Genomic DNA, 13,287 nt, shown 5'->3' on the forward strand with positions numbered 1-13,287 from the left:
GAAGTCCCGTCCCCGGGACGGTTCGATGCCGATCCGCACCCTGTGCGCTTGATTTGTACGACGTATACCGCCGCCTGTGGATAACTTTCGGCACCCCCGGGCCGCGAAGGGCATGCTGGCATTCGGTCGACGAAGCGGGACCCACACCCGCCGACACACGGGGACGTTCCACGGACTACGGGGGTAGGTCATGCATCCGATCGTGAAGCCCGCGCTTCGGCGTGGCTGGCGAGATCTCAACACCGTCCAGTTCGGAATGGCACCCGCGCACGCGATAATCCTTGGCCCGGTGGACACGGCGACGGGCGCCTTCCTCGATCTCCTCAACGGGACACGCGGGCTGCCGCTCCTGCGCGACGAGGGACGCAGGATGGGGTTCCCCGACGGCCATGTCGACGGACTGCTGGAGCGGCTGGCCCGGTCCGGTCTGCTGGACGACACGACGGGAGGCGGCCCGGCTGCGGATGCCTTGCGTAAGAAAAAGGCGGTCCTCGACCGGCTGCGCCCCGACCTCGCGTCCCTCTCCCTCGTCGCTCCCGAACCGGGCGAAGGTATGAAACGCCTGGCCGCCCGCCGCTCACTGCGCGTACAGGTGCGAGGCGCCGGCCGGGTCGGAGTGGCCCTGGCCTCGCTGCTCGCCGGCGCGGGCGTCGGCGAGGTCGATGTCCGCGACAGCGGCTGCGTCGAGCCATGGGACGTCGCACCGGGCGGCCTGCCCGCCGAGTCCATCGGCGAGCGCCGGGAGGAAGCCGCCCGGCGCGCCGTGCGCCGAGCGGCACCGGACCGTCCCCCGCGGACGACCCCGGACGGCGAGGAACTCGGACTGTCACTGGTGATCCTCACCCCGCGGGACGGCCTCGCCGTCCACGCGCCCGACCCGGTGGCGACCGAGCCGCTGATCACCTCGGGGACACCGCATCTGTACGCGGGTGTCGTGGAGGGGACGGGTGTCGTGGGCCCTCTGGTCCTGCCGGGCGACACGGGCTGCGCGGGCTGTCTGGACCAGGGGCGCGTCGACCGGGATCCGACCTGGCCACGCCTGCTCGCGCAGTGGCGCTCCGGTCAGCAGCGCCAGGTCCCGGCGTGCGACCTCGCGCTGGCGGCCGGCGTCGCCGGAATGGCCGCGGGTCACGCGCTGGCCTTCCTCGACGGAGCGTTGCCGTCAAGCGCCGGAGCACGCTGGGAGGCGTCCGTACCGGGCTTCGACTGGCACTCGAGACCGGTCTGGTCGCATCCCGCATGCCCCTGCGGCGCAGCGGAGAAAGGTAAGAAGGGGGAGCGCGCCTCGGAGGACGGGGAGTCGCACGAGACAATGGCGGGGCAACAGCCGTACGCGGCTCGGCTGTCCGGTACTTGGAGGGCGCATGTCTGATCTTCCCCGGAAGGCAGTCACCCGTACGGCCAAACTCGCCGCGCTGCCACTCGGCTTCGCCGGGCGCGCCACGTGGGGGCTCGGCAAACGGATCGGCGGGAAGTCGGCGGAGATCGTGGGCCGCGAGCTGCAGCAGCGCACGGCGGAGCAGCTGTTCAAGGTGCTCGGTGAGCTCAAGGGCGGGGCGATGAAGTTCGGGCAGGCAATGTCCGTCTTCGAGTCGGCGCTGCCCGAAGAGGTCGCGGGACCGTATCGCGCGGCGCTGACGAAGCTCCAGGAGGCGGCGCCTCCGATGCCGACCCGCACCGTGCACTCCGTGCTGGAGGAGCGGCTCGGCGCGGAGTGGTCCGAGCTGTTCCTCGAGTTCGAGGACAAGCCGTCCGCGGCGGCCTCGATCGGCCAGGTGCACCACGCGGTGTGGCACGACGGCCGAGAGGTCGCGGTGAAGGTGCAGTACCCCGGAGCGGGCGAGGCGCTGCTCTCCGATCTGACCCAGCTCAGCCGGTTCGCCAGGCTTCTCGGCCCGCTGATCCCGGGGATGGACATCAAGCCGCTCATCGCGGAACTGCGCGACCGGGTGTCCGAGGAGCTCGACTACGGACTTGAGGCGCAGGCCCAGACCGTTCATGCGGAGGAGTTCGCGGGCGACCCGGATGTCCTCGTGCCGGCGGTGGTCCACCAGTGCGACCAGGTTCTGGTCACCGAATGGATCGACGGCATACCCATGTCGGAGGTGATCGCCGAAGGCACCCAGGAGCAGCGGGACCGAGCCGGCCAACTGCTGGCCCGTTTCCTCTTCTCGGGCCCGGCCCGCACCGGACTGCTGCACGCCGATCCGCACCCGGGCAACTTCCGTCTCCTGCCGGACGAGAAGAACGGCTGGCGTCTGGGCGTCCTGGACTTCGGCACGGTGGACCGCCTCCCGGGCGGCCTGCCGTCGACGATCGGCGAGTCCCTCCGCATGACCCTCGACGGCGAGGCCGAGGCGGTCTACGAACTGCTCTGCGAGGAGGGCTTCGTCAAGGAGTCCATAGAACTCGAACCCGACGCGGTCCTGGACTACCTCCTGCCCATCATCGAACCGGCCCAGGTGGACGAGTTCACCTTCACCCGAGGCTGGATGCGCAGCCAGGCCGCCCGGGTGGGCGACCCCCGCTCCCCCGCCTACCAGTTGGGCAAGCGGCTCAACCTGCCCCCGTCGTATCTCCTGATACACCGCGTGACCCTGAGCACCATCGGTGTGCTGTGCCAGCTGGGCGCGACGGTCCGCCTGCGCGACGAGCTGGAGGAGTGGCTGCCCGGATTCCTACCGGAGGATGAGCTGGCGGACGGGACGGGGACGGCCGCCGAGGCCTGACGAGAGGCGGTTCACCACCACGCGGAGTCCAGCCGCCCCTCGATCGCCCTCAGATGTGTGCGAGCGCAGCTGTCACAGAAGTAGTGGCGGGTGCCGTTCTCCATGGAACAGGTCCAAGTCGGCTGGGGGCCGTCCGCCGAGGTGCCGCATCGGGCGCACACGATGTGCTGGGCCTCTGCCGCGTCGGGCCGCTGCGCTGAGCCGGTGCTGTCACTGTCCCCGGGAAGACTCGTCACCCGGCGACGATATCGCCGTGATCGGCGGTTCGCCGGACACAACGCACCGCGGGGGCCGGTCCGGACGGACCGACCCCCGCGAGGAGTTACTGCTTGCGACTACTGCTTGCGACTGCCTCGGCTACTGCATGACCGCCATGGCCAGCGCACGCCGGGCTCGCATCGAAGCGCGCTCGGCACGACGCTGCATCCGGCGGGCGGTCGCCAGGCGCACGGCCCGGCGTTCCCGTTCGGCCTCGTGCAGTCGCTCGTGCATATGCGCACGAGCCAGGGCTTCTGGAATGAGTTGCATCTCTCGGGTCCTGTTCTGACGCGAGTCGTTCGCGTCGGTGGAGGTGAAGTCTGGGATCGCGGAGCCAGTGGGCTCGCTGGTGGACGGCTTCATCGGGGCCTGTTTCTTGGGGTCGTTCGTCAGGGGGCGGTCGATCGTTCCTCGGATGTTCATGCCGCGACCGGGTTCTTGCGCGGGCGGCCACGCGGCCGCTTGCGGGCCACGACGACACCCTGGACGAACAGCTCGCCACCCCAGACGCCCCAGGGCTCACGCCGCTCCTTGGCACCGGCGAGGCAGGCCTCGACCAGCGGGCAGGTACGGCAGAGGGACTTGGCGTACTCGACGTCGGCCGGCGACTCGGCGAAGAAGACCTCCGGGTCGTAGGAACGGCAGGGGACGGGTACGCCGAGGTTCTCGATGGCGTCGTCGAGCGCGGTGAGCGCAGTGAGCGGGATCAAGGTGGAGTCCTCCGTGAGGCCGGGCGGGGAGATCGTTTCGGAAGGCGGTACGGACGGGGCGTGCGCTTCGAGTTGCACGGTTGGTCTTCCTCGTCTGGTCGTGCCGGCCGGTTGGCCGGTTGGCGGCTGGTACCGGGTTCTTTTCTTGTCCCGAGGCCCCTTCGCTCTGCCGTCCCCGGTCGGGGACAAACAGAAGGGCCGCGGATCCCGGGTGGGGTTCCGCGGCCCTGAAGGCGCCGGCCTGATCGAGAATCAGGCTGGATCACTCCAGGGTTCAGGCCCACGGAAGGCCCACATCGTGTGGTGCTGCTTCGTCTGCTTCACGGATCCGGCACCGGCTGCGGCAAAGGCATAGGCACGCGCCTCTGCCACTACTGCTGCTGCTTCCAGTGCCTGGGTCGGTCGCTCATTGCGCTCACGGATGGGAAGACCCGCGAGAGACACGGAGGACGCCGGCCGGACAGCAGGAATGCCGGACAGACCGGTGCCCAGGTTCGAGACGCCGAGCAGGCACGTGGAGACGACCGAGCGATCGGTCATTTTGGCGGTGCTGATGAAGCTCGTGGTGATGCTGATCACTGGAATCGCCTCCTCTCGGCGTCTAGGGGGACCGGGGTGAACCAGTCCGACGGTTATTAAGTACAGCACGGAACCTGGGCCTCGGAGAAGGCCGCCGTTCCGTGTTAAGAACCTATGGGGATTGCTGGGGCATGCGCAAACTATTTTTTCGACGAGTTTGTATCAGTCACCTTCGTCGTCTCCTCCAACATCTTGACCTGCGCAGATTGCCAGAACATCGGTGCCGAAGCGGTTCAGCTTGCGGACTCCGACGCCAGGGATCCTGGCCAGCTCGCCCTCGTCGTCGGGCACGGTCTCGGCGATCGCCATCAAGGTCTTGTCGGTGAAGACGCAGAACGCGGGCTGCCCACTGCGCTGTGCCTGCACCGCCCGCCACTCCCGCAACCGCTCGTAGAGGCCCTCGTCCATGTCGGAGGGACAGTCCTCGCAGCGCATCAGTTTCATCTCGCCCGCGTCGGTCAGGGTGCGGCCGCAGACCCGACAGCGGGCAGGAGTCCGGACCGACCGCCGTACGACGGTGCCACTGCTGCTTCCGATGCCGCGCTCGATGCCTCCCGGGCCACCGCCGCTGCTGCTCCGGCCCGCGGTCATGACGGACCCGGGGCGCAGCCCGTCCAAGAAGCGGCTGGGCCGGCGGTTCGGTCTGCCACCGGGTGAGCGGGACAGTGCCCAGGAGACACCGAGATGCTCCCTCGCGCGCGTGACGCCGACGTAGAGGAGGCGGCGTTCCTCCTCGATCTGCTCGTCGGTCTTTGCGTAGGTGATCGGCATCATGCCCTCGGCGACAGCGACCAGGAAGACGACGTCCCACTCCAGTCCCTTGGCGGAGTGCAGGGAGGCGAGGGTGACGCCCTGGACGGTCGGCGCGTGCTGCGCGCTCGCGCGCTCGTCGAGCTCGGCCACCAGGTCGCCGAGGGTGGCGCCCTGCTTGGCCGCGGCGAAGTCGTGCGCCAGGTGGACAAGGGCGGCCAGCGATTCCCAGCGCTCTCTGACCGCGCCGGAGCCGGCGGGCGGCTGGTTGGTCCATCCTTCGCCCGACAGGACGGCGCGGACCTGCGAGGGCAGGTCGATGACGTCGTCGAGGAGGGAGTCGTTGCCCCCGAACCGCGCCGCGGCGCGCAGTGCGGCGCCCGCCTTGCGCACTTCGGGGCGGTCGAAGAACCGCTCGGCGCCGCGCAGCTGGTAGGGCACCCCGGCGTCGGCGAGAGCCTGTTCGTACAGCTCGGACTGGGAGTTCGTACGGAAGAGGATCGCGATCTCGCCCGCAGGGACACCGGAGGCAATGAGGTCGCGGATGCGGCGGGCGGCACCCTCGGCCTCGGCGGGCTCGTCCGTGTACTCGGCGTAGACGGGTTCGGGGCCCGGGGACCGCTGGGAGATCAGCTCCAGGCGGTGCTCGGCGGCCCGGCCGCGGGCCTGGGCGAGCAGGCCGTTGGCGAGGTGGACGACCTGGGGCGAGGAGCGGTAGTCGCGTACGAGCTTGACGACGGTGGCCCCGGGATGGCGGGTGCGGAAGTCGAGAAGGTGGTCGGGAGTTGCACCGGTGAACGAATAGATCGTCTGGCTGGCGTCGCCGACGACACACAGGCTGTCGCGCTCACCGAGCCACAGGTCCAGCAGACGCTGTTGCAGCGGGCTGACGTCCTGGTACTCGTCGACCACGAAGTGCTGGTACTGCGAACGGACCTGCTCCGCGATGTCGTGGCGGTCCTGAAGGATGGCGACCGTCAGCAGCAGGACGTCCTCGAAGTCGATGACCGCGCGGTCACGCTTGAGGTCTTCGTAGGCTCCGTAGAGCTGAGCGATTTCGGCTGGGTTGCGGGAGGCATCACGACCGGCCTTCGCGGCGGCGGCCGCATAGTCGGCGGGGATGGTCTGAGTGACCTTGGACCACTCGATCTCGGCGGTGACGTCCCGCAGTTCGCCGCGGTCGAGGCGGATCCGGCAGGCGGCCGCCGCGTCGGCGACGAGCTGGATCTTGCGGTCGACGAGCCGGGGCAGGCTGCCGCCGACCGCTTTCGGCCAGAAGTACTGGAGCTGGCGCAGTGCGGCCGAGTGGAAGGTGCGGGCCTGGACACCGCCGGCGCCGAGCTGGCGGAGGCGGCCGCGCATCTCGCCCGCGGCACGGTTGGTGAACGTGACGGCCAGCACGGTGGAGGGCTGCAGTATCCCGGCGCGCACTCCATAGGCGATGCGGTGGGTGATCGCCCGTGTCTTGCCCGTGCCGGCGCCCGCCAGCACGCACACCGGCCCGTGCAGGGCGGTTGCGACCTCGCGCTGCTCGGGGTCGAGCCCGTCGAGCACCGCGTCGGCCGTGTCCGGAACCTGCGGGAAGAGGGTGGAGTGCGTTGCTGCTGTCACCCCGCCATGCTGCCAGGTCGCCGGGGACGGATGAGTCGGTTGTCCACAGGGAGGCACCCGCAGTCGTACTAATGCGGCAGGCGTGACGTCCGCGCAGGGGTACCCCCCGCGGGAATGGCGGCCCGGTCACGTACGTTCCACTGACGCGACCACGCACCCCGACGCCGTAAAGGAGCGCAATCGACATGCCGGGCACTGTGACGATGTACAGCACCACGTGGTGCGGCTACTGCCGTCGGCTGAAGAGCCAGATGGACCGCGAGGGCATCACGTACAACGAGATCAACATCGAGCAGGACCCGCAGTCGGCGGCGTTCGTGGAGAAGGCGAACGGCGGAAACCAGACGGTTCCCACCGTTCTCTTCCCGGACGGTTCGACGCTGACGAATCCTTCGCTGGCGCAGGTCAAGCAGAAGATCGGCGCCTAGGCGGCGCATCCGGCCGCCCGCCGCGTCGGCCGTCCGGTCGGCGTCAGGCGGCCGCCCCTCGCGTCGGCAGGGGCTTGCCGTACCAGAGCTCGATCAGTCGGGCCGCAATCGAGATCCCGTAGGGAGGCAGCACCTCCCCGGACTCGAAGGCGGCCCGCAGGTCTTCGCGGGAGAACCAGCGGGCCTCTTCGATCTCTTCGCCGTCGACGTTGATCTCGGACGACTGGGCGCGGGCCATGAAGCCCAGCATCAGGCTGGAGGGGAACGGCCAGGGCTGGCTGGCGACGTACTCCACCGCGCCGACCGTGATGCCGGCCTCCTCGAAGACCTCGCGGCGCACCGACTGCTCGATGGACTCGCCGGGCTCGACGAAGCCGGCGAGGGTGGAGAAGCGGCCCTCGGGCCAGTGCACCTGGCGGCCGAGCAGGATGCGGTCCTCGTCGTCAGTGACGGCCATGATGACGGCCGGGTCGGTGCGCGGGTAGTGCTCGGCGCCGCAGGCGGGGCAGCGGCGGATGTGGCCGGCCGCCGCGATGACGGTGCGTTCGCCGCAGCGTGAGCAGAAGCGGTGCAGCCGCTGCCAGTTCTCCAGGGCGACCGCGTGCACCATGAGGCCCGCGTCGCGGGGTGACAGCAGGAGTCCCGCCTCGCGCAGGCCCGCCGGGCGAGCCGACTGGTCGATGCGGCCGGGGAGCGCGTCCTTCTGGAGTGCGAAATAGCTCACACCGTCGTCGTCCGTGCCCAGGAAGTAGCGGTGTGCCTCGGTGAGCGGGGCCTCGAAGGAGGGGGTCATCACCAGTTCGGTGTTGCCGTCCGCCGTCTCGTCGATCAGGACCTGGCCGCCGGAGACCACGAAGGCGCGGGTGGTGGGGTGGCTCCACGCCGCGGCGAGCCAGGCCTCGTCGAGCCGGTGATGGGCGGCCCGGTCGATGCCGCTCGGCGCGGTGAGCGAGATGGGACGGTCGGCGGTGTGGTCGGTCCAGGTGGTCACGGGTGCTTCCAACTCCCCCGGTGTGACGGTTATTTCGGCGGGCGGTTCAGCAGGGCGGGTGTGGCGGGGGCTGTTCAGGGCGTTGATCGCCTTCTTCGTGGATGCCTTCTGGATGCCTTCTTCAGTGTGCCTCGCGCCAGTTCTCGGCCAGATCGCCCCACAGGTAGGCGGTGGTTTCGACGCCCTTCAGGAGGAGATCCAGTTCGACCTTCTCGTTGGGGGCGTGCCAGCCATCCGACGGGACGGAGATGCCCAGGAACAGCACGGGGGCGCCGAGGACTTCCTGGAGGTCGGCCGCGGGTCCCGAGCCACCCGAGCGGGTGAAGCGGATGGGCTGCTCGAAAGCGCGGCCCATGGCGCGTGCGACGGACTGCAGGGCCGGATGGTCCAGGGGCGTGAGGCACGGGCGCGTGGCCGGGGCGAACGTGATCTCGTGCCGGATCCCCGCGGGCAGCTGCTCGACGACCCAGGCGCGTACGGCCTTCTCGATGTGGTCCGGGTCCTGGCCCGCGACCAGTCTGAAGGAGAGCTTCACCATGGCCGAGGACGGGACGATCGTCTTGCTGCCGGGGCCTTGGTAGCCGCCTCCGATGCCGTTGACCTCGGCGGTCGGACGGGCCCAGACGCGCTCCAGGGTGGTGTGTCCGGCCTCTCCGTGAGCGGCCGTCGACCTGGCCGTGCGCAGCCACTCGGCCTCGTCGAAGGGCAGCTCGGCGAAGAGTTCGCGCTCCCGTTCGGTGAGTTCGATGATGCCTTCGTAGAAGCCGGGCACGGCCACCCGCGCGTGCTCGTCGTGCAGGGCCGCGACGAGCCGGGCGACCGCGGTGGCCGGGTTGGGCACGGCTCCGCCGAAGGCCCCGGAGTGGATGTCCTGGTCGGGGCCGTACAGCTCGATCTCGCACTCGGCGAGGCCGCGCATGCCGGTGCACACCGTGGGGGTGTCCTCGGACCACATGCCGGTGTCGGAGACGATCACGGCGTCGGCGGCGAGCCGGTCCGCGTGTGCTTCGACGAGGTGCCGGAAGTACGGGGAACCGGATTCCTCCTCGCCCTCGATGAGGAGCTTGAGGTGTACGGCGGGAGCGGTGCGCCCGGTGGCGGCGAGGTGGGCGCGGACGCCGAGTGTGTGGAAGAACACCTGGCCCTTGTCGTCGGCCGCACCGCGCGCGTGGAGGCGGTTTCCGCGGATCACCGGCTCGAAGGGCTCGGTGTCCCAGCCGTCCTCGCGGGCGGCGGGCTGCACATCGTGGTGTCCGTAGACGAGGACCGTGGGTGCTTCCGGGTCCTCGGAGGGCCACTCGGCGAACACGGCCGGCGCGCCTGCCGTGGCCCAAACCTCGGTGGTCGGGAAGCCGGTCTCCTGAAGCTTGGCGGCAAGCCAGTCGGCGCTGCGCCGTACGTCCGCCGCGTGGTCGGGCTGGGCCGACACCGAGGGGATCCGCAGCCACTCCGCGAGGTCGTCGAGGAACGCGGCGCGGTGCTCCTGGATGTACGCGCGGACGGTGCTGACGGCGTTGTCAACGGGCTTGCTCATGCCCACGAGCCTATCCGCCCACAGAGGCGTGTTCGTCCGGTGGTTCACCGGATGCCCCTTCCTGTGGACCCTCCATGAGCAGCCGCTCCAGTGCTGCCCGGTCCGGAAGGTCGTCGGGTCGGACCACCTCGCCGCTACGGACGTACAGGAACGCTGCATTGACCGACTCCAGGGGCACGCCCTGCTGCTCGGCCCAGGCGAGGCGGTAGATCGCGAGCTGGAGCGGGTCCGCGGTGCGGCTGCGGTTGGTCTTCCAGTCGACGATCTCGTACGTCCTGCCGTCGCCCTGCCCGTGTTCCGCTTCCTCGTCGCCCTGCCGGTACCCCGCGTCCCCGTCGTCCTCCCTGTAGACCGCGTCGATGCGGCCGCGCACGACGCGTCCGGCGATGGCGAGCTGGAAGGGGACCTCGACGCGGTAGGGAGTGCGGTGCGCGTAAGGCGTGCGTTCGAAGGAGTCCTTGAGGGCCTCAAGGTCACGCTCGTCGGCGATCTCGGCCTCGCTGCCGGGCAGCTCCTCCGGATCGAGCATGGGAAGCCGAAGCTCTTCGAAGCGGGACTCCACCCATGCGTGGAAGCGGGTCCCACGGCGCGCGGCGGGCTGCGGAGGGCGCGGCATGGGGCGCGCCAGCTCCTGCGCGAAGCCGTCCGGGTCGGCGGTCAGGCGCAGCACCTGGGACGCGGTGAGCGACGACGGCAGGGGTACGTCCGTGACACCGGCGCGGGCGCGCAGGAGCTCTCCGGTGAGCGCGTCCAGGTCGCGGTCCCAGGAGGCGAGCGTGCGGGATTCCTCGGGGGTGAGGCGCATCGGGTCCTCGGGATGAGGACGAGCCTCGGGGGCCGGTGCCTGGTGCGGGACCGTCGGGCGGTCCGCCGTCCAGGAGTCCCAGTCGGCGCCGTCGTCCGCGGGGAGGTCCGGCGGTTCTTCGTCCTCCGGCGGAGGCGGCCACTCGGGGTCCTCGTAGGAGGACGAGTCGTGGGCGGCCCCTGGATGGGCGTCCTCGTGGGACGCGACCCGCTCCAGGTGGGCGAGTACGGTCTCCGCGGCCGCGCGGCGGCGGGCGAGTGCCGCGTCGTCGAGCGGGAGCGGCCACGCGCGGTCGGCGGACGCCTCGTGGAGGGCGGGGTTCTCGTCGTCCTCGGCCGGCTCGTCCGCCCAGGCCTCGATCTCGCCGTGTCCGGCCGCGCAGTGGTCGTGCAGGGCGTGCAGGAAGTCCGAGGGCCCGCGCGGCTTCTTCTGGGAGGGGCCCCACCAGTGGCCGGAGCCGATCAGGAGGGAGCGGGGGCGGGTGAAGGTGACGTAGCCGAGGCGGAGTTCCTCGGTGTGCTGGTGGTCCTTCATGGCCTCGTGGAAGGCTTTGATGCCCCTGGTGTCCCAGGCGCCGATGTCGGGCAGCGTGTCGGCGTCCCCGCGCAGTTCGTGCGGCAGGACCTTGCCCTGGGCGGTCCATTTCTCGCGGCCCTGGGTGCTGGGAAAGGTGCCGGTGACGAGGCCGGGGACCACGACGACGTCCCATTCCAGGCCCTTGGACTTGTGCGCGGTGAGCACCTTGACGGTGTTCTCGCCGCCCGGGAGGGCGTTGTCGAGGCCCTTCTCGTACTGCGCGGCGGTGCGCAGGAAACCGAGGAAGGCCAGCAGGGTCGCCTCGCCGTCGCCCGCGGCGAAGGAGGCGGCGACGTCCAGGAAGTTCGACAGCGTCTCGCGTCGGCGGGCGGCCAGCGCGTGCGGGGACGCGGAGAGTTCGACCTCCAGTCCGGTGACGGCGAGCACCCGGTGCAGGACGTCCATCAGCGGGTCGGCGAGCGAGCGGCGCAGGTCGCGCAGTTCGGCGGCGAGTCGCGCGAATCGCACCCTCGCGTCAGGTGAGAAGGGCAGTCCGTCGTCGTCCCCCTGGGCCTCGATGGGCATCTCCAGGAACGTGTCGAGGGCGTCCGCGAGCGATATCACCTCGGCCGGGTCGACCCCCTCGACGGCCGCGGCGAGCCGGCGGTCCGGGTCGTCGTCGGCGCCCACGCGCGCGTGGGTCACGAGAAAGCGGGCGCGCCTCCCCAGGAGGGCCAGGTCGCGCGGGCCGATGCGCCAGCGCGGGCCGGTGAGCAGGCGGACGAGTGAGGCGTTGGCACCTGGGTCCTGGAGGACCTCGCAGACGGCGACGAGATCGGCGACCTCAGGGAGGTGCAGCAGCCCGGAGAGGCCCACCACCTCGACGGGGATGTCGCGGGCGACGAGCGCGCCCTGGATCTCGGCGAAGTCGGTCGCCGTACGGCACAGCACGGCGATCTCGCCGGGTGCCTTTCCGGTGCGTACGAGATGGGCGATGGAGTCGGCGAGCCAGTCGATCTCCTCGGCGTGGGTGCGCAGCAGCGCGCAGCGGACCAGGCCGTCGCGCTCGGCTCCGGGGGCTGGGCGGAGTGCCTCCACGCCCGCGTGCATGGCGCGCAGGGGCTCCGCGAGGCCGTTGGCGAGTTCCAGGAGGCGGCCACCGCTGCGGCGGTTCTCGCTGAGCGCCTGGCGGGTCGCTGGACGGCCGTCGGGGTGCGCGAAGTGCTCGGGGAAGTCGTCGAGGTTGGCGACGGAGGCGCCACGCCAGCCGTAGATCGCCTGGCAGGGGTCGCCGACCGCGGTCACCGGGTGGCCCGTGCCGCCGCCGAAGAGACCGGCGAGCAGGACACGTTGGGCGACCGATGTGTCCTGGTACTCGTCCAGCAGGACCACTCGGAACTCGTCGCGCAGGATGGTTCCGACCTCGGGGCGGGTGCGGGCCAGGGTGGCCGACAGGGCGATCTGGTCGCCGAAGTCGAGGAGGTCACGTTCGCGTTTGGCCGCGCGGTAACGGCCGACCAGCTCGGCGAGTTCGCGCCGGGCCGCCGCTGCCTCGGGGACCTTGCGCAGGTCGGCGTTGGTGAGTTTGGCGCTCTCCAGGGAGCGCAGCAGTTCGGCGTCGTAGGCGCGCAGGTCCTCGGGGCGTACGAGGTGTTCGGAGAGCTCGGAGTCCAGCGTGAGGAGGTCGCCGACGAGGTCCGGGAAGGAGCGGGTCAGCGCCGGGTACGGTCCAGGTGCTTCGCGCAGCACGCGGGCGGCGAGCTGGTAGCGGGTGGCGTCGGCGAGCAGGCGGGATGTCGGTTCGAGCCCGATGCGCAGGCCGTGGTCGGTCAGCAGGCGGCCCGCGAAGGCGTGGTACGTGGAGATGACGGGCTCGCCTGGTGGGTTGTCAGGGTCGATCACGTCCGGGTCGGTGACGCCTGCCTTGATGAGCGCCTTGCGGACGCGCTCGGCGAGTTCGCCGGCCGCCTTGTTGGTGAACGTCAGGCCGAGAACCTGCTCGGGGGCGACCTGCCCGGTGCCGACCAGCCACACCACGCGTGCCGCCATCACCGTGGTCTTGCCCGAACCGGCTCCGGCCACGATCACCTGCGGGGCGGGCGGTGCGGTGATGCAGGCCGTCTGCTCCGGGGTGAACGGGATGCCGAGGAGCTCTTTGAGCTGTTCGGGGTCGGTGATACGGGCTGGCACGTCAGAGAGGCTAGCGGCGCGCACTGACAGTGGGGGCCACATCGGCCGTGGGGCACAAGGATGCGCTGGTCAGCACGGGTGGTGCGATGCGTCACGCACGTCGCACCACTCGACGCGCAGGCGTCACCCGGCCACACGCGCGTGGCTCGACCGCACCCACATCACTCGACCGCACCCACGTCACTC

At 70.7% G+C, this 13,287-nt stretch carries 11 protein-coding genes; 3 read left to right on the forward strand and 8 right to left on the reverse strand.

What is annotated here, in order from left to right:
- Nucleotides 1-190: 190 nt before the first annotated feature.
- Complete coding sequence (locus OG266_RS14670) at nucleotides 191-1,372, forward strand: TOMM precursor leader peptide-binding protein (RefSeq protein ID WP_371546043.1); 1,182 nt, start codon at nucleotides 191-193, stop codon at nucleotides 1,370-1,372.
- Nucleotides 1,365-2,729 carry an AarF/ABC1/UbiB kinase family protein gene (locus tag OG266_RS14675; RefSeq protein WP_329545633.1) on the forward strand — a complete coding sequence of 455 codons (1,365 nt, stop codon included), beginning with the start codon at nucleotides 1,365-1,367 and terminating at the stop codon, nucleotides 2,727-2,729. The genes OG266_RS14670 and OG266_RS14675 overlap by 8 nt, the downstream gene beginning before the upstream one ends.
- 11 nt (nucleotides 2,730-2,740) lie before the next feature.
- Here the strand turns inward: OG266_RS14675 and OG266_RS14680 are convergent, their stop codons facing one another.
- The 5 genes from OG266_RS14680 to OG266_RS14700 form a co-directional block, all read right to left on the reverse strand.
- Nucleotides 2,741-2,965: a hypothetical protein gene (locus tag OG266_RS14680; RefSeq protein WP_266454599.1), complete on the reverse strand. Its 225-nt coding sequence runs from the start codon at nucleotides 2,963-2,965 to the stop codon at nucleotides 2,741-2,743.
- A gap of 121 nt (nucleotides 2,966-3,086) precedes the next feature.
- Complete coding sequence (locus OG266_RS14685; RefSeq protein ID WP_266454602.1) at nucleotides 3,087-3,410, reverse strand: hypothetical protein; 324 nt, start codon at nucleotides 3,408-3,410, stop codon at nucleotides 3,087-3,089.
- On the reverse strand, nucleotides 3,407-3,775 hold the full coding sequence (locus tag OG266_RS14690) for a WhiB family transcriptional regulator (RefSeq protein ID WP_266454605.1): 369 nt from the start codon (nucleotides 3,773-3,775) through the stop codon (nucleotides 3,407-3,409). The genes OG266_RS14685 and OG266_RS14690 overlap by 4 nt, the downstream gene beginning before the upstream one ends.
- Before the next feature lie 174 nt (nucleotides 3,776-3,949).
- Nucleotides 3,950-4,276: a hypothetical protein gene (locus tag OG266_RS14695; protein ID WP_329545635.1), complete on the reverse strand. Its 327-nt coding sequence runs from the start codon at nucleotides 4,274-4,276 to the stop codon at nucleotides 3,950-3,952.
- 162 nt (nucleotides 4,277-4,438) lie between these two features.
- Nucleotides 4,439-6,637 (reverse strand): ATP-dependent DNA helicase UvrD2, encoded by a 2,199-nt coding sequence (locus tag OG266_RS14700; protein WP_371546047.1) that lies wholly within the window; start codon nucleotides 6,635-6,637, stop codon nucleotides 4,439-4,441.
- Nucleotides 6,638-6,822: 185 nt separating this feature from the next.
- Between OG266_RS14700 and OG266_RS14705 the strand changes: the two genes are divergently transcribed.
- Nucleotides 6,823-7,065: a mycoredoxin gene (locus OG266_RS14705; RefSeq protein WP_266454614.1), complete on the forward strand. Its 243-nt coding sequence runs from the start codon at nucleotides 6,823-6,825 to the stop codon at nucleotides 7,063-7,065.
- 43 nt (nucleotides 7,066-7,108) lie between these two features.
- On the opposite strand, the gene nudC is transcribed toward OG266_RS14705, so the two are convergent.
- The 3 genes from nudC to OG266_RS14720 all read right to left on the reverse strand — a co-directional run bounded on the left by nudC (nucleotide 7,109) and on the right by OG266_RS14720 (nucleotide 13,101).
- Nucleotides 7,109-8,056, reverse strand: coding sequence for an NAD(+) diphosphatase (nudC, locus tag OG266_RS14710; protein ID WP_266454622.1), 948 nt, complete (start codon nucleotides 8,054-8,056; stop codon nucleotides 7,109-7,111).
- 121 nt (nucleotides 8,057-8,177) lie between these two features.
- Nucleotides 8,178-9,590 carry a dipeptidase gene (locus OG266_RS14715; protein WP_371546050.1) on the reverse strand — a complete coding sequence of 471 codons (1,413 nt, stop codon included), beginning with the start codon at nucleotides 9,588-9,590 and terminating at the stop codon, nucleotides 8,178-8,180.
- Nucleotides 9,591-9,600: 10 nt separating this feature from the next.
- Complete coding sequence (locus OG266_RS14720) at nucleotides 9,601-13,101, reverse strand: UvrD-helicase domain-containing protein (protein WP_371546052.1); 3,501 nt, start codon at nucleotides 13,099-13,101, stop codon at nucleotides 9,601-9,603.
- Nucleotides 13,102-13,287: the final 186 nt, after the last annotated feature.

The sequence above is a fragment of the Streptomyces sp. NBC_00554 genome, from assembly GCF_041431135.1.
Lineage (GTDB): Bacteria > Actinomycetota > Actinomycetes > Streptomycetales > Streptomycetaceae > Streptomyces.